17 protein-coding genes are annotated in these 16149 nt (G+C 64.6%); 13 read left to right on the forward strand and 4 right to left on the reverse strand.

Going from position 1 to position 16149, the window contains the following annotated elements; translation table 11 throughout:
• The 7 genes from ccoO to JQ575_RS00865 all read left to right on the forward strand — a co-directional run bounded on the left by ccoO (position 1) and on the right by JQ575_RS00865 (position 6584).
• Positions 1-732 carry a cytochrome-c oxidase, cbb3-type subunit II gene (gene ccoO, locus JQ575_RS00835; RefSeq protein ID WP_212031375.1) on the forward strand — a complete coding sequence of 244 codons (732 nt, stop codon included), beginning with the start codon at positions 1-3 and terminating at the stop codon, positions 730-732.
• A 2-nt stretch (positions 733-734) separates the two neighbouring features.
• A complete protein-coding gene (locus tag JQ575_RS00840) occupies positions 735-914 on the forward strand; it encodes a cbb3-type cytochrome oxidase subunit 3 (protein WP_409364752.1) in 180 nt (59 codons plus the stop codon).
• Positions 905-1786 carry a cytochrome-c oxidase, cbb3-type subunit III gene (gene ccoP / locus JQ575_RS00845; protein WP_212031377.1) on the forward strand — a complete coding sequence of 294 codons (882 nt, stop codon included), beginning with the start codon at positions 905-907 and terminating at the stop codon, positions 1784-1786. The genes JQ575_RS00840 and ccoP overlap by 10 nt, the downstream gene beginning before the upstream one ends.
• A 234-nt stretch (positions 1787-2020) precedes the next feature.
• Positions 2021-2806 (forward strand): DUF2189 domain-containing protein, encoded by a 786-nt coding sequence (locus JQ575_RS00850; protein WP_212031378.1) that lies wholly within the window; start codon positions 2021-2023, stop codon positions 2804-2806.
• A 25-nt stretch (positions 2807-2831) separates the two neighbouring features.
• Positions 2832-5111 carry a heavy metal translocating P-type ATPase gene (locus JQ575_RS00855; RefSeq protein ID WP_212031379.1) on the forward strand — a complete coding sequence of 760 codons (2280 nt, stop codon included), beginning with the start codon at positions 2832-2834 and terminating at the stop codon, positions 5109-5111.
• Entirely contained in the window at positions 5108-5281 is a 174-nt protein-coding gene (ccoS, locus tag JQ575_RS00860; protein ID WP_212031380.1) for a cbb3-type cytochrome oxidase assembly protein CcoS, read from the forward strand. The genes JQ575_RS00855 and ccoS overlap by 4 nt, the downstream gene beginning before the upstream one ends.
• Before the next feature lie 169 nt (positions 5282-5450).
• Complete coding sequence (locus JQ575_RS00865) at positions 5451-6584, forward strand: ATP-dependent Clp protease proteolytic subunit (protein ID WP_212031381.1); 1134 nt, start codon at positions 5451-5453, stop codon at positions 6582-6584.
• A gap of 90 nt (positions 6585-6674) precedes the next feature.
• Here the strand turns inward: JQ575_RS00865 and JQ575_RS00870 are convergent, their stop codons facing one another.
• Entirely contained in the window at positions 6675-7670 is a 996-nt protein-coding gene (locus JQ575_RS00870) for a DUF2155 domain-containing protein (RefSeq protein ID WP_212031382.1), read from the reverse strand.
• A 261-nt stretch (positions 7671-7931) separates the two neighbouring features.
• On the opposite strand from JQ575_RS00870, the gene JQ575_RS00875 reads away from it, so the two are divergent.
• The 3 genes from JQ575_RS00875 to JQ575_RS00885 all read left to right on the forward strand — a co-directional run bounded on the left by JQ575_RS00875 (position 7932) and on the right by JQ575_RS00885 (position 10977).
• The gene (locus JQ575_RS00875; RefSeq protein ID WP_212031383.1) at positions 7932-8711 is read left to right on the forward strand and encodes an SDR family NAD(P)-dependent oxidoreductase; all 780 of its coding nucleotides are present in this window, start codon (positions 7932-7934) and stop codon (positions 8709-8711) included.
• Between the two features lie 75 nt (positions 8712-8786).
• Positions 8787-9734: an alpha/beta hydrolase gene (locus JQ575_RS00880; RefSeq protein WP_212031384.1), complete on the forward strand. Its 948-nt coding sequence runs from the start codon at positions 8787-8789 to the stop codon at positions 9732-9734.
• A 34-nt stretch (positions 9735-9768) separates the two neighbouring features.
• Positions 9769-10977 carry a citrate transporter gene (locus JQ575_RS00885; protein ID WP_409364754.1) on the forward strand — a complete coding sequence of 403 codons (1209 nt, stop codon included), beginning with the start codon at positions 9769-9771 and terminating at the stop codon, positions 10975-10977.
• Positions 10978-11030: 53 nt separating this feature from the next.
• Here the strand turns inward: JQ575_RS00885 and JQ575_RS00890 are convergent, their stop codons facing one another.
• Positions 11031-11969: a GlxA family transcriptional regulator gene (locus tag JQ575_RS00890; RefSeq protein ID WP_212031386.1), complete on the reverse strand. Its 939-nt coding sequence runs from the start codon at positions 11967-11969 to the stop codon at positions 11031-11033.
• Between the two features lie 249 nt (positions 11970-12218).
• Here JQ575_RS00890 and JQ575_RS00895 point away from each other — a divergent pair, with 249 nt between their 5' ends.
• Positions 12219-12905, forward strand: a complete 687-nt coding sequence (locus tag JQ575_RS00895; protein WP_212031387.1) for a DJ-1/PfpI family protein — start codon at positions 12219-12221, stop codon at positions 12903-12905.
• 371 nt (positions 12906-13276) lie between these two features.
• On the opposite strand, the gene JQ575_RS00900 is transcribed toward JQ575_RS00895, so the two are convergent.
• On the reverse strand, positions 13277-13687 hold the full coding sequence (locus JQ575_RS00900) for an NADH:ubiquinone oxidoreductase subunit NDUFA12 (protein WP_192739801.1): 411 nt from the start codon (positions 13685-13687) through the stop codon (positions 13277-13279).
• 268 nt (positions 13688-13955) lie between these two features.
• Here JQ575_RS00900 and JQ575_RS00905 point away from each other — a divergent pair, with 268 nt between their 5' ends.
• Entirely contained in the window at positions 13956-14603 is a 648-nt protein-coding gene (locus JQ575_RS00905; protein WP_212031388.1) for a BA14K family protein, read from the forward strand.
• Positions 14604-14658: 55 nt separating this feature from the next.
• Here the strand turns inward: JQ575_RS00905 and JQ575_RS00910 are convergent, their stop codons facing one another.
• Positions 14659-15522 carry a DMT family transporter gene (locus JQ575_RS00910; protein WP_249166353.1) on the reverse strand — a complete coding sequence of 288 codons (864 nt, stop codon included), beginning with the start codon at positions 15520-15522 and terminating at the stop codon, positions 14659-14661.
• Positions 15523-15735: 213 nt separating this feature from the next.
• Here JQ575_RS00910 and JQ575_RS00915 point away from each other — a divergent pair, with 213 nt between their 5' ends.
• Complete coding sequence (locus tag JQ575_RS00915; protein ID WP_212031390.1) at positions 15736-16143, forward strand: response regulator; 408 nt, start codon at positions 15736-15738, stop codon at positions 16141-16143.
• Positions 16144-16149 lie beyond the last annotated feature (6 nt).

Below are 16149 nucleotides of genomic sequence, written 5' to 3' on the forward strand. Positions count from 1 at the left end.
ATGTTCAACCTCCATTACCGCCTTGAGCGCAAGACGATCGGCTTTCTGCTCGCCATCATCGGTGTGGCGAGCATCGGCGGCGCGGTCGAGATTATCCCGCTGTTCACCATCCATCAGACCGTCGAAGATGCGCCGAACATGCGGGTTTACACCCCGCTCGAAATCGCCGGCCGCAACATCTATATCCGCGAAGGCTGTTATGCCTGCCATTCGCAGATGATCCGCACCTTGCGCGACGAGGTCGAGCGCTACGGCCCGTATTCGCTCGCCGTCGAATCCAAATATGATCATCCGATGCTCTGGGGATCGAAGCGAACCGGTCCCGATCTCGCGCGGATGGGCAACAAATATTCGGACGAATGGCACGTGCGGCACCTCAACAATCCCCGCGACGTGGTGCCGGAGTCGGTGATGCCGCACTACTCCTGGCTCGGGCGCACCGAGCTGCGGAGCGAAGACCTCGGCCGGCATATGGCGGCGCTGCGTCGGGTCGGCGTGCCCTATACCGACGACATGATCGCAAACGCGAGGTCGGATACCTACGGTCAGGCCGCGCCCGATACGCCTTTCGCCGAAGGGGTCACCAAGCGATATGGCGCGGCGACGAACATAAGGGCCTTCGACGGCAAACCGGGCAATCTTACCGAACTCGATGCCCTGGTCGCCTATCTGCAGATTCTCGGCAAGCTGACCGACGCTGCGCACAAGCCGGTCGCTGCGGCGGGAGGTTGATCATGGACAATGATTTTGCGGTCTGGTTCTCGAAGTCATTCGGCCTGTTTTATCTGATCGCGCTCTCGATCGGCGTGCTGGTCTATGCGTTCTGGCCGTCGAACAAGAAGCGGTTTGACGAAGCCGCGCAATCAATTCTCGGCGATGAGGACAAGCCGCACAGGGATCAGCCATGGCGGTAGAAGAACGCGATCCATACACCGGCTACACGACAACCGGTCATGAATGGAACGGCATCAAGGAATTGAACACGCCGGTGCCGCGCGCGGTCTTTTTCTTCCTGATCGTGACAGCCTTGTTCTCTGTCGGCTACTGGATCCTGATGCCGGCGTGGCCGCTTGGGGTGACCTACACCAAGGGTCTGCTCGGCATCGACCAGCGCAACGTCGTCACCGAAAGCGTGAAGCAAGCCGCTCTCGAACGGGGCGTCTGGACCGGGCGCATCGAGGCTGAAAGCTTCAAGGACATCCAGGCCGATCCGCGCCTGATGGAACGGGTGCGGCAGACCGGCCGAACCCTGTTCGGGGACAATTGCGCGGCGTGCCACGGATCGAATGCCCGGGGCGGCCACGGATTTCCGAACCTGACGACGGCGTCATGGCTATGGGGCGGCGACCCCGAAAGCATCGCCGAAACGATCCGCGTCGGCATCAATTCGGCGCATCCGCAGACCAGGACGTCGCAAATGATGGCGTTCGGGCGCGATCAGATGCTCAAGAAGGACGAGGTCGAAAACGTCGTGAACTATGTGCGCAGCCTCTCCGATCCGGCCGTCGCAAAGGACGTGCCCGCGGCAAGGATGGAAGCAGGCAAAGCCGTCTTCGCCGCCAATTGCGTCGCCTGCCACGGTGACGACGCCAAGGGCAAGACTGATCTCGGTGGACCCGACCTGACCGATCGATTCTGGATCTACGGCGGCGATGCGGAATCGATCACCACGACAGTGTGGGGTGGCCGGCAAGGGCAGATGCCAAGCTGGGAAGGAAGACTTTCTCCGCTCGACCGCAAGATTCTCGCGCTTTACCTGTTCGATCTTCGACGGGAGCAACGATGAGCAACGCCGGCGCAGCGACAGGGCAATTCAGGACAAGGGTCGTTGTTTGGACTGCGGTCTGTGCCGGGCTTCTGCTGCTGCTGATCGCCAATTCGCACCTGGTCTATATGGCGATCATATCGCAACCGGAATGCGTTGCGCATGTGCGCCAGGGTGAAGGCGGAACCGGGGACGGAAAATTCAGCGCCGCAAGGTCGTCATGCTCGCCGCGATGAGAATGCAGGGAGGCCAACGATGATTTCGATCCCGGACGTTGTTCCGCCGCTGCCGCAAGAGCACACGTGGAAGCGAAACATCGCCCCCGCAGCAGCCTGGGACTGGCTCTCGGCCGGCTGGCGAGATTTCAGGATTAATCCGGTCACCAGCATCAGTTACGGGGTACTTGTATTTCTGGTGTCGGTCGTCACCGTCGTCGGCCTGTTTGCCCTGCGGATGGACTATATCCTGCTCCCGGCGTTTGCGGGCTTCATGGTGGCCGGGCCGGTCATTGGAATCGGACTTTACGAAAAGAGCCGGCGTATCGAGGAAGGCAGGCCCGCCAGCCTCTGGCGGATGATCTTCGTCAAGCCGGAATCGGGCGGCCAGATTCTATTTGCCGGCGTCCTGCTTTTCATGTTGACGCTGTTGTGGATGCGCGCCGCGGTCATCCTCTATGCGCTGTTTTTCGGCGTGCGTCCCTTTCCCGGCATCGACCACATCGTCCCGATGCTGTTCACGACCGAGATCGGCTGGGCCATGCTGGTGGTCGGCAGCGCCGTCGGCGGCCTGTTTGCAGCCTTCGCATTCGCGATCAGCGCCTTTTCCATTCCGATGCTGCTGGCCGAGCGCACCGATGCACTGACTGCGATGGGCACCAGCATGGCGCTGGTGTGGAACAATCTTGCGGTCATGCTGACCTGGGCGGCAATCATGCTGGCATTGATTGTTCTCGCCACCGCCACCGGGCTTCTGGGAATGATCGTCATTTTCCCGGTGCTGGGACACGGAAGCTGGCACGCGTATCGAGCGATGCGGCTTTAACGCGCTGCGTTTGGAGCAATTTCCGATGGGTTGTTGCGGGTCGGGAGCGGAATTCGCGGCACTACCGCCGGATGCGCGCGCAAAAGGCGAGGAAGTGCTGCTCGCCAGCCGCATCGTCGCCGACGGCGTGCGCCAGACCGACCTCTCTGTGCCCGCGATTCACTGTGGTGCTTGCATTCGAACGGTCGAGACGGCGCTCGGCGGGCTTTCCGGCGTGGAGAGCGCGCGCGTCAACCTTTCCACCAGGCGCGTAACTGTTCGTTGGCGCGCCGACGCTATCCCACCGCCCTTTGTCGAGACACTCAAGCTTGCCGGGTTCGAGGCGCATTTGTTCGACATTGAATCGGACAAGGAGGACGGTACGCTTTCGGAACTGATACGCGCCCTCGCCGTCGCGGGCTTCGCGGCGAGCAATATCATGCTGCTGTCGGTGTCGATCTGGTCGGGCGCCGACGCTGCTACCCGTGACCTGTTTCATTGGTTGTCTGCGATCATCGCCCTGCCCGCGCTGGCCTATTCCGGCCGGCCGTTTTTTCGTTCGGGTTGGCGAGCCCTGAGCCACGGACGCACCAACATGGACGTGCCGATCTCGCTGGGCGTGCTGCTTGCCTTCGGCTTGAGCCTTTACGAGACAGTGCATCACGGCCCGCACGCCTATTTCGACGCTGCGATTTCGTTGCTGTTCTTTCTGCTGATCGGACGCACGCTCGACCACGTGATGCGTGAACGCGCCCGGCTGGCAGTCAAGGGATTGGCACACCTGTCCGCGCGTGGCGCGCTCGTGGTGCAGGCCGATGGTACCCAGGCCTATCTTCCGGTGAGCGAAATCCGGGTTGGGACGACCCTCATGCTCGTGGCCGGAGAACGCGTGCCGGTCGACGCGACCGTGATCAGAGGGGCTTCAGAACTGGACGTCTCGCTCGTGTCCGGCGAGCATACACCGCTGCCGGCCACGATCGGCTCACAGCTTCGGGCTGGCACGCTGAACCTGACCGGCCCCCTGACGATCGTCGCGACGGCCACGGCGGAGAATTCCTTTCTCGGCGAGATGCTGCGAATGATGGAAGCGGCTGAACAGGGCCGGTCGCGCTACCGGCGTATCTCCGACCGCGCCGCCAGCCTTTACGCCCCGGTGGTTCATCTCACGGCGCTCCTGACATTCGCCGGCTGGCTTGCCGCCACCGGCGATGCGCATCGGGCGGTGACCATCGCTATCGCGGTTCTCATCATTACCTGTCCTTGCGCGCTGGGTCTTGCAGTGCCGATGGTGCAGGTGGTGGCGGCCCGGCGCCTGTTCGAGAGCGGGGTCATGGTGAAAGACGGGGGCGCGCTCGAGCGTCTCGCTGAAGTCGATACGATCGTGTTCGACAAGACCGGCACGCTGACATCGGGCGCTCCGCGTTTGGTCCGATCCGGTGAAACGGACCAAGGGCTGGTCGCTGTCGCCGCGGGATTGGCCTGTCATTCCCGCCATCCTTATTCGCGGGCGCTAGTCGAAGCCGCCGTCGGTCATCCCGCATCTCCGGTCAGGTTCGACGACATCGCCGAGCATCCCGGATACGGGCTTGAGGCTCGCGCGGGGACGGACGCCTACCGGCTCGGCCGACCGGAATGGGCGCTTGCTGACAGCGCCGAGGCAGAGCGGATATCCGGAGATGAATCGGTCGTGCTTACAAGGAATGGCATCCACCTGGCGGATTTTCGTTTCGAGGACCGTCTGCGGGTGGATGCGGCAGAAGCGGTCGCCGAACTCAAGGCCATCGGCCTTGGGGTCGAGATCGTTTCCGGTGATCGCGAGACCGCAGTGGGATCGATCGCCGCGGAACTTGGCCTGCCGTACGTCGCAGCCGTATTGCCCGGTGGGAAAGCCGATCACATCGCTGGCGTCGAAGCATCTGGTCGAAAGGTCCTGATGGTCGGTGACGGGCTGAATGATGCGCCGGCATTGGCGGCTGCGCATGCGTCAATGGCGCCGGCTTCAGCGGCGGACGTCGGCCGTAACGCCGCCGACCTGGTGTTCCTGCGCGAAAGCTTGTCGGCGGTGCCGCTGGTGATCTCCGTCGCCCGTAGCGCCAGCCGGCTGGTACGGCAGAACCTTGCTTTTGCCGTGGCCTACAATGTTGTCGCGGTGCCAGTCGCGATCATGGGCCACGTTACTCCACTGCTTGCCGCGATTGCGATGTCAGGATCATCGGTTGCGGTGGTTGCCAACGCGCTTCGCCTCAAAGGCCGGCAAGGCGCGGTGCGAAGCGGCACCGCAAGCAAACAGCTTCCCGCCAGGCCCGTTCTCGGGGCAGCCGAATGACCGACTATTTTTACCTGATACCGATCGCGCTCGGCCTCGGCGTCACCGCACTTGCGGCCTTCATGTGGTCGCTGAAGAGCGGCCAGTATGACGATCTCGACGGCGCCGCCGAGCGGATACTGCACGAGGACAGCGACGCTCCCATCCGCAAGAAATCGCCTACGCCGTAAACGCGAAAAGGCTTGGCGACGAGGACGCATTCGCGATCGTCGCGGCGCGCGGCTGAAGGCCTGTTCCGTATTGTGACATCCGTCACAGCCCCTCCCCGCGACCTCTCTTATCCCTGTTTGCACGGCTGGTGGGAATGCTCCGCCTCCGACAACGACAGGGATCGCTCAGATGAGCAACGCGCTGCAGGCGACATTGGCGGCCGAGCCCGGCGAAAACGCCGCCGCGAACCACGGCGCCGAACAGGCCGTCGCCAGCGCGCCGCCGCCGCTCAGCTTCGTGGTGCCGGGCCGGTTGCCGCCGCCGCTGCCCAAGCACCCGGCGCAGAACGTCATCGCGCGGCACTGGCGCGGCGAACTCTCGCTGCCGCGCTCCTACTGGATCAATTATGTGGTGCTGGGCACGAGCTTCGGACTTACGTCCGGCGTTCTGGGCGCTGCGATCAACCCAAGCGTTGGCGAACAGCCGGTGCGCTGGCTGATCTCCCACGCCCTGACCTGGATCGCGATCATCCTGTTCACGCTCTGGGGCGCGATCGGCGTCTGGCGCGCGGCGACCGCCTATCGACGCGCAGGAAAGCGCTTCTGGGGCACAGCCGCCAAGGCGACCATGGCGCTCGGCGCCCTCCACCTCGTTTACAGTGTCTACTACGTCGCGATTCCGCAGGGCCTCGGCATCTACGAGATCGCAGCCGGCGATGCGCGCCTCGCGTCACACCAGTTCAAGGTGCTGAACAACGGCACCATGCTGGATTTCTCTGGCGGTATCTCGTTCGGCACGGCGAAGGAGTTCGAGACCATTCTGAAGGCGATGGACAATGTGCGCACCGTGCGGCTGAACTCGAACGGCGGGCGCGTCGCGGAGGCGCAGAAGATCTCCGACCTGATCAAGGCGCGAGACCTGTCGACCTACGTCACCCATCAATGCGCTTCCGCCTGCACCATCATGTTCCTCGGCGGCAAGCAGCGCCATCTGCACGCCAACGCACGGCTCGGCTTCCACCAGCCTTACTTCCGCGGCATGACCGCGAACGAACAGCGCATCTCGATTGCCCGCGAGCAGGCGCGCCTTGAGAAGTTCGGCCTCAGCGCCGCCTTCGCCGAACGCGCCAACAGCGCAGGTCCCTCGGGCATGTGGTTTCCCGAACAGAGCGAATTGCTGCGCGAGCGCGTGGTGACGTCGATCTTCAACCCGCAGCCGCCGAAGCCGGTGGCAGCCGCGGCGCCTGCGCCATCTGCTCCCGCTTCGCGCAGCGTGCCCGTGCTGCCGAAGACGCAGGCGGCCTATCGGGGGGCGCCGCTATAAGGGATTGCGGAGCCTGCCCGATCCCGGCTGAGAAGATTCGCACTGGCGTATGTCTGCCGGCATCGGCGAGAACCGAAGCACCGGGGACGCCTAATTCCCGAACAATCCACCAAACAGCCCGCCGGGCCGTTGTTGCTGCGGCGGCGGTGGCGGCGGTTGCTGCTGGAACTGCGGCTGCGGCGGCAGCCCCGACGGCGGCGGACGCGGCGCAGCCTGCTTCGGCGCCGGCGGGCGCTTGGCGGCAGGCGGCGGCGGAGCCGGCTTCGGCAGTTCAGGCTGCGCGCTGACGATGGTCTGGTCGGGGACTTTGCAGTCGGTCAGCCAGATATCGTAGACCGGGTGCTCGACACCGTGCAGCCCGGGGCTCGCGGCGTACATCCAGCCCGAGAATATCCGCTTCACCTCGCCCTGCAGCGTGATCTCGTCGACCTCGACAAAGGCGTCGGTATTGGCGGCTTCCGTGGACGGCCGCGTGTAGCAGGCCGACGTCTTCACGCGCAGCGCGCCGAACTGCACCGTCTCGCCGATGTCCTCGTCGAAATTGATGATGCGGCCGGTGATCTTGTCGAGGCCGGAGAAACTCGCCTTCTTGTTGGTAACCTTCGACGCCGGCGGCTCGGACACCACCTCGTCGCCCGGCTGCAGGCTGGCCGAGGCGGGCGGGACGGGTCCCTTGGGCTGGCGCTGCCCCGGTGGCAGGCCCGGCTGCGCATTGGCCGCGGGCGGCACGGCGCCCGGCTGTGGCGGCGCTACCGCGATCCCGGGCTGGGTATTCTGTGGAACGACGGTGGTGCCGGGCGGCGGCGCCAAGGGCTGGGTCTGCACGCTTCCGGGCGGCGGCACGCCCTGCCCCGGGGCGGGACGGTTCGGCGTCGGCAGCAGCCGGCCGCGCGGCAGTTCGGGCACTTCCTCGTCGTCGTCGAGTTGCTGCTGTTGCTGCTGGTTGCCACGCGGGATCGCGCCCGGCGGCCGCAGCGGCGGATCGGAAAAAATATTGCCGATCTGCGCGCGCGCGGGTGGCGCAAGCGAGATTGTCGAGGCGGCCACCAGGGCCGCAATACCAGTCAGGGCAATGGTTCGAAACATCTCGCGGCTTTAAAGGGCGAATCGGGCTCGCGACATAGTACAATCATATCCGCCGCTCGCGTGCCCACCGGTTAACACGCCGAATACGGCGGGGAAAGGGCGGTTACCCCCGTCCCGGGGACGGGCTTCGCCCGCTCCGGGGCCACTGGTCAGCACCCGCCACAAATGAAATAGTCGGTTTCGATCAGCTTTCGCGCGGGTTGCCGTCGCGAAAACCATGAAAATCCGGGACAACCGGACGAGCCAGAGGAAACCCCAGACATGACCGATCGAATTCGCCTGGACGGCCGGGTCGCCGTCGTCACCGGTGCGGCCGGTGTCATCGGAACCGCCACCATCCGGCTGCTCGCCGAGCGCGGGGCGCGCATTGTCGCCGTCGACCGCAAGGAGGCCGATCTCAAGGCCGCCATCCAAGACCTGCCGGCCTCCGCCGAGGCGCTCGCGATCGCCGCCGACGTCACCCAGGAGGACGAAGTCGCGGACTATGTCCGCGCCAGCGTCGACAAATTCGGCACCATCGACGCCTTCTACAACAACGCCGGCATCGAGGGCGACATCAAGCCGATCCCGCAATATTCGCTGGAGAGTTTTCGAAAAGTGCTCGATGTCAACGTGGTCGGCGTCTTCCTCGGCATGAAGCATGTGCTGCCGGTGATGCTCAAGCAGAACAAGGGCAGCATCATCAACACCGCCTCGATCGCGGGGCTGATGGGATCGCCCTACATCGCCGTCTACAGCGCCAGCAAGCATGCGGTGATCGGGCTCACCAAGACCGCGGCCTGGGAATGCACCGGCACCGGCGTCCGCGTCAATTGCGTCTGTCCGGGCCTGATCGACAGCCGGATGCTGTCGACGATCTATCAGGGGCGCAATGGCGGCAATGCCCCGATGCCGATCGAAAAGATGGTCGACCGGATTCCGGCGCGGCGGCTCGGCCAGGCTTCCGAAGTCGCCTCCGTCGTGGCGTTCCTGGCGTCCGACGAAGCCAGCTACGTCACCGGCTCGTCCTACACCGTCGACGGCGGCCGCACCGCCGCTTAGAAACCCGTCATTCCGGGTTCGATGCTTCGCATCGCCCCGGAATGACAACGCATCGTAACAGAGGTCTCCGCCCACATGCCCGTCGTTCTCGATCCCGATGCCGCCGCCGTCTACAAGGCCTTCCAGGAAGCTGGCCGCCCGCCCTACGAGTCGGGAACGCCAGCGAAAGCCCGCGAAATGTATCTGGCAGCCCGGCCCGTCGCCAATCCCGAACCGCCGGAACTGGAATCCGCAAAGCCGCTCTCAATCCCCGCCCCGCATGGCGCGATCCCGGCCCGCATCTACACCCCGAAGACGCTGCGAAAAACCGGCGGTCTCGCGCCGTGCCTGGTGTTCTATCACGGCGGCGGCTGGGTAATCGGCGATCTCGATTCCCACGACGTGGTCTGCCGCAAGCTCGCGCATGAAGGCGAACTGATCGTGATTTCGATCGACTACCGCCTCGCCCCCGAGCACAAATTCCCCGCCGCTGTCGATGACGCCGTCACGGCGGTGAAATGGATCGCGGCCAATGCGAAAGACCTCGGCATCGACGCGACGCGCGTGATGGTCGGCGGCGACTCGGCCGGCGGCAATCTCGCGGCCGTGGTTGCGCTTGCGGCGCGTGACGGCGATGGGCCAAAGCTCGCCGGTCAGGTGCTGATCTATCCCGCGACGGATTTTACGATGAAGCACCCCTCGCACAGCGAACCCGAGACCAGCATTCTGCTGACGCATTCCGTCATCAAATGGTTCTGCAACCACTACCTCAGCGGCGCCGCCGACGTCGATAACTGGCAGGCTTCGCCGGCGCGCGCGAAAACGCTGGCCGGATTGCCGCCGGCCTATGTGCTGACCGCCGGCGGCGATCCGCTGCGCGACGAAGGCGACGAATACGCCGCACGGCTGAAGGAAGCGGGCGTGTCCGTGACATACAAGCACTTTCCCGGCCAGTTCCACGGCTTCTTCACCATGGGCAAGCTGTTGCCGCAGGCAAACGTCGCAGCAACCGATATCGCCGACTGGATGAAGGCGCTGAATTGACAAACTCGCCCGCGCGAAGGAATTGACGGCGACCATGCTCCTGTTCGGGATACCCGTCGACTTCATCCTGTTCGCGCTCACGCTGCTCGGCGTCGCGCTGTTTCATCACCACACCCTGCCCGTCGCGTTGACGGGGCTCGCGGCCATCATTCTCTACAAGCTGATCTTCACCGGCTTCAAATACGGCGCCGGCCTTGGTGGCCTCGGCCACCACATGGCGCATGAATGGGTGACGCTGGCCAATCTGTTCTTGCTGCTGATGGGATTTGCGCTGCTGTCGCGGCATTTCGAGGAGAGCCGGATTCCCGATGAGATGCCCGCGCTGCTGCCGGACGACTGGAAGGGCGGCGTCATTCTGCTGGTGCTGGTGTTCGTGCTGTCCAGCTTCCTCGACAATATCGCCGCGGCCTTGATCGGCGGCACCGTGGCGCGGAGTGTTTTCCAGGGCAAGGTCCATATCGGCTATCTCGCCGCCATCGTCGCGGCCTCGAACGCGGGAGGCGCCGGCAGCGTCGTCGGCGACACCACCACCACAATGATGTGGATCGCCGGGGTCAGTCCCCTCGCCGTCGTCGAGGCCTATATTGCCGCTATCGCCGCGATGCTGATCTTCGCCGTGCCCGCGTCGCTGCAGCAGCAGCGCTATTCGCCGATCGTCAAGAATCCACCGAGCGGCCTGAAGGTCGACTCTGTCAGGGTGTTCATCGTCGCGGCCATTCTGGTGGCGGCGCTGGCCGCCAATATCACCGCGAATCTGAAATTCCCGGCCCTGCTCGACATCCTTCCCGTGCTCGGCATCGCCGTCTGGGTGGTGATCCTGCTCACAGCGGCGTTGCGCAAGCCGGACTGGTCGGTGATGCCCGAAACCTTCAAGGGCACCATCTTCCTGCTGGCGCTGGTGACGGCGGCCTCCATGATGCCGGTCGAGCAACTCCCCGCCGCCTCGTGGCCGACGACGCTCGGGCTCGGCTTCGTCTCCGCGGTGTTCGACAATATTCCGCTGACCGCGCTCGCGCTGAAACAGGGCGGCTATGATTGGGGCTATCTCGCCTATGCCGTCGGCTTCGGCGGATCGATGATGTGGTTCGGCTCGTCCGCAGGCGTCGCCCTGGCGAACATGTATCCGGAGGCAAAATCCGTCGGGCGATGGATCACCCAGGGCTGGCCGATTGCAATCGCCTACGTCGTCGGATTTTTCGTCATGCTCGCCATCCTCGGCTGGCGTCCCGACGCGCCGCTTTAATCGACGAAGCCCGCGCTGCCGAAAGGACGGCTGGATTTCCGCCGGTAGCGACTCTACCCCGCGCGTGCCGCCCGCCGCAGCGATTGCGGCGGCTGGCCGAAGGCGCGGATGAAGGCGCGGCGCATCCGTTCCGGATCGCGAAAGCCGGTGGTCTCGGCAACGCGTTCGATCGCCTCGCTGGACGACTGCACGCGCTGCCGCGCCACCTCGATCCGCAACCGCTCGACCGCCTTTGAGGGCGTGGTGCCGGTCTCGGCAATGAAAGCGCGGGTGAAATGCCGAGAACTCATGCCGGCCTGCTCGGCCATGTCCTCCACCGTGAGCGGCGCATCGAGATGTTCGCGCGCCCAGGCAAGCAGCGGTCCGAACCGTCCGGTCGGCGACTTCAATTCCAGCAGCGAGGAGAATTGCGACTGGCCGCCGCTGCGGCGATGATACAGCACGAGCTGCTTGGCGGTCTTCTGCGCGATCTCGTCACCGTAATCCTCGACGACCATCGCGAGCGCGAGATCGATCCCCGCTGAGATCCCCGCCGAGGTCCAGACATTGCCGTCGCGCGTGTAGATCCGATCGGCTTCCAGCTTCACTTTCGGATAGGCCGACACGAAGTGCCGCGTGCGTTGCCAATGCGTGGTGGCGCGGCGGCCGTCGAGCAGGCCGGCCTCGGCCAGAACGTAAGCGCCGGAGCAAACGCTGGCGACGCGGACGCCGCGCCTCGACAAAGCACGCACCAAAGCCAGCGTCTTCGGACAGATCGCCGCCGTTCGCACGCCCTCGCCGCCCGCCACGATCAAGGTCGTGATTGCGCTGGAAGGTTTGAAACCACGCGCCAGCATCTCGACGCCGGAGGTGCTGCGCACCGGACCCGGCGTCGCCGCCAAGGTCCTGATCGCAGGCGCCGCACCCGAGAAGCGCGCGGCGATTTCGAACACCGAAATCGGCCCCGCGGCATCGAGCAACTGAAAGTCCGGAAAGATCAGCACACCGATCATTTGAGGTATGTCCTTAAATGAGGGAAATACGGCATTTCTGACAGGAGGCCATCATTTCAGGATGCGCAAGTCAAGGCCGCGGTCGTCATGCCCGGACTTGATCCGGGCATCCATCTTTCTTCGCAAGAGTCTTTGCGAAGTGGATGGATTGCCGGGGCATAGGCGGAGCGCAAGCGACGCCGTTCTTCAAACGGCTGCGCCCGGCAATGACGAGGTGCGGCGACGTCTCGCAAAACGTTGGAGGTCCTCATGTCGGCGCCGCTTCAGATCGGTCTCGTGTTGTTTCCAAAGGTGACCCAGCTCGATTTCACGGGACCGTTGCAGGTGTTCTCCAGCGTGCCGGGCGCGCAGGTGCATCTGATCTGGAAGCGCATCGAGCCTGTGCCCAGCGACTCCGTCCTGACGATCACGCCGACGATGACCTTTGCGGATTGTCCGCAGCTCGACGTCATCTGCGTGCCCGGCGGTTTTGGCACCGACGACATGGTTAATGACGAGGAGATGCTGGCGTTCCTGCGCAAGCAGGCCGAGGGCGCCAAATACGTCACCTCGGTCTGCACGGGATCGCTGGTGCTGGGGGCGGCCGGCCTCTTGAAAGGCTATCGCGCGGCGACGCACTGGACCGCGATGGATTTTCTCTCCGCGTTCGGCGCGACGCCGACCAGGATCCGCGTCTGCGTCGACCGCAACCGCGTCACCGGCGGCGGCGTCACCGCGGGCATCGATTTCGCGCTGACGCTGGTGTCGCTGCTGGTCGACCGGCGGACCGCCGAAGCGATCCAGCTCCGGCTCGAATATAACCCGGCGCCGCCGTTCAATTCAGGCTCGCCCGACACCGCCCCGCCGGAAATCCTCGCGCTGATGAAGGAGCGGATGGCGACGGCGCAAGCGCGCCGCGGCGAAATGATCGGCCGCGCGGCGGCAAGGATGACGTGACGCGCCGCCTGCGCTAAGGCAAAAAGAAAAAGGCCGCCTGGTTGCCCAGACGGCCTTTCCTTTCCTACGGCGGCGCCACATTGACGGGCGATCTCAGAACGTCTGCACCGGGGGCCTATCTCCCAGCCGTATCCTGATCGGGTGCCGCTGCTCATCGGGACAGTCGCGAACTGGAGCCCGAACCGTACGCGATGGTTTCCCATCTCCGTAAGATGGGTTCATTGAACGGCGAACGGGCGAAACGCGCAAGTACGCGGCGGCAGATGTCCCCGCTGATCCCCTTATTCACAGGGGAACGACACATCCGCGTTCACGACGCGTGCCATGCCGCACGGTGGTCGCACTCAATCTAACGATGGATCAGTGGTCTATCAGCTTCCCGGCGTCCAGGGCTGGTAGTCGCCGGTCGCCTTCGGACGGCGGCCGCTCGCCAGCGTCGAGCCGGATGGACGGTAGGCCGCCGATGTGCCGGTCAGGTTCGGCTGGTGCGGCTTTTCCCACTCACGCGGGGTGTAGGTCTCTTCGGTCGGGGCGACATCGACGGTGTGATGCAGCCAGCCGTGCCATGACGGCGGCACCCTCGTCGCTTCGGCATAGCCGTTGTAGACCACCCAGCGCCGCTGGAAGCCGAGCGTCGGATCGATCTTGCCGCCCTTGGTGCGATAATAGGTGTTGCCCTGCTCGTCCTGGCCGACCAGTTCGCCGAACCGCCACGTCCACAATTGGGTGCCGAAGGTCTGGCCGTTCCACCAAGTGAAGAATTTGAGCAGAAACTGCTTCATGAGGGCTCGGCCGGTTCGAGAAAATGTGACGCCGTGATGCCATCGGCGGGCCGGATTGTCCAGATGCGATGTCCGATTGCGGCGATATCTGGCCGGACCCCATTTGCGCCTGTTCTTGGCGTCGAATTGTCGCGGAATCATAACGACCTGTTCATCCGGGATGTAGTTCCGATCTGGCAGGTTAGGCGCTGCGCACGATCCGTGCGCGGGCTCGGGAACGCCTTTCTCCTGAAATGGTTAGGCCCGTATCCCGGAGATGGAGCCGACAATGATCAGTTTGAAAGTTTTATGTTCTGCCGCAGCGATCGCGGCGCTCGTTGCACCGACCGTGCTGCCCAACCCAAGCTTCGCGCAAGCCCCGCCTAGCGCCGGAGGTGGCGGAGGCGGTGGTGGCGGCGGCCGTGGCGGTGGCGGCGGAGCAGCGATCGGTGGTGGCGGCGGTGGCGGAGCGGCTATCGGTGGCGGCGGCGGCGGTGGTTTCCGCGGTGGCGGCGGTGGAGCCGTGATTGGTGGCGGTGGCGGCGGCTTCCGCGGCGGCGGCGGTGCACCCCCACCGATGGCAGGCGGCATTCGTGGCGGCGGTGGCGGCGGTGTGGCCCCCGGCCCGAGGTTTAGCGGCGGTGGCGGCGTCTATCAAGGCGGCGGCTATCGCCATCATCATCGCCATCGCCACGGCGGTTTCTACCCCGGTTTCGCAGCCGGCGCCGTTATCGGCAGCGGGCTTGGCTACTACGGCAGCAGCTACGGCTACTACAACGATCCCTACTACTACGGCGACGAGTATGCCGATGACGGCGTGGTGGCGGTGGTCCCCGGCGGCGACACGGTTGCTTCCTGCAGGGCGAAATATCGCTCCTACGATGTCCGGTCGCAAACCTATCTCGGCTATGACGGGCAGCGGCATCCCTGCCCGTAACGCGAGCCAGTCAATCTGAATTGGAAGAGCGGCGCATTCCGGTGCGCCGCTCTTTTCATGCGCGTAGCGCCACCGCGACGCCGCCGAGCGTGATCGCAAGGGCGGCGACCTCGCGCAAGCCGAGCGGCTCATGCAGCATGGCGGCGGCCGCCACCACGCCGACCACCGGTACTAGCAGGGTGCCGATCGACGCGGTCGCCGCCGGCAGCCGCTCCAGCGCGGCGAACCAGCAGACGTAGCACAGGCAAAACTGGATCAGCGTGATGTAGACCATCGACGCCCAGCCGATCCCCGAGAGTGCCGCCAGCTGCGGCTGTTCGACGGCGAGCCCGATGACCGCGATCGGCAGGCAGCCGAGGCCGATCTGCCAGGCGGCCAGTGACAGCGGCGGCATCGCAAGCGGAAAATGCTTGGTCAGCACGGTGCCGAGCCCGACGCAGACGGCGCCCGCCAGGGCGCACAGGATTCCCGGCAGCTTCTCGACGCTGGCGTCGAAGCCATTGCCGCCGATCAGCACCGCGATGCCGGCCAGCGCGACCGTCAGGGAAAGCGCACGCAGCAGCGACAGCCGTTCGCCAAGGATCGGCCACGCCAGAAACGCCACCCAGACCGGAATCGAGATGCTGAGCACCGCAGCCTCGCTGGCACTCAGCCACAGCAATGCGAGCCCCATGAACGCAACCCAGCCGCCGAGCGACAACGTGGAAACCAGCAACAGCCGCAGCCACATTCCCCTGGGAACGCGCAGCGTCTCCCGCCGCGCCAGCGCGATTAACGCGAGGGCTGCAGCACCGACGATGCCGCACAGGCCGCGCGACGACAGCGGCGGCCACTCCGTCAGGAGATGTTTCATGATCGGGAAGTTGAGGCCCCAGCCCACCGAGGCGATCGACAGGACGATGAGGCCGAGCGGCGACATTCGGGGACGACCCGCTGGGCGATGGATGGACACGGCGGGTTTAGATCCGGAACCGGGGACGCATTTGTTCTTGTTCTGACACAGACGGCCGAATTCGCCTCTAGGCAAATCATATATGCACTCTATCATACAGACGGCTGGTCAACGTTCCGACTTAATCCTTGTCAGGGGTTTTGCGAGTCGCCGACTGCAGCCCGAGCAAAAGGAATCCTCGTGCCGCGCGTTCTCGTGGTCGATGACGACCCGATGGTTTGCGATGCCATCGAAGTTTGTCTGCAGCGCCAGGGTTTCGAGGTCACCATTGCCGATGGTGGTGAGGCCGGGATGCAGGCGCTCGAAGCGTCCGATTTCGACGTCATGCTGATCGACGTCTTCATGCCGAACATGCGCGGGTTTGAATCAATTCGGACGTTCCACGCGCGCCGGCCCGAGGTTCCGATCGTTGCGATGTCTGGCTACGCCTTCGCCAATAGCGACCGCGCGCCCGACTTGCTGCGGCTGACCATCGAACTCGGCGCGGCATGTTGCCTGCGCAAGCCGTTCACGCCCAACGCGCTGTTGACCAGCGTCCACGAATGCCTCACCAAATCGGTACAGTCTGCGCACCACTCGAAAAGATGAAAATAA

The sequence above is a fragment of the Bradyrhizobium sp. JYMT SZCCT0428 genome (assembly GCF_018131075.1).
Classification (GTDB): Bacteria; Pseudomonadota; Alphaproteobacteria; order Rhizobiales; family Xanthobacteraceae; genus Bradyrhizobium.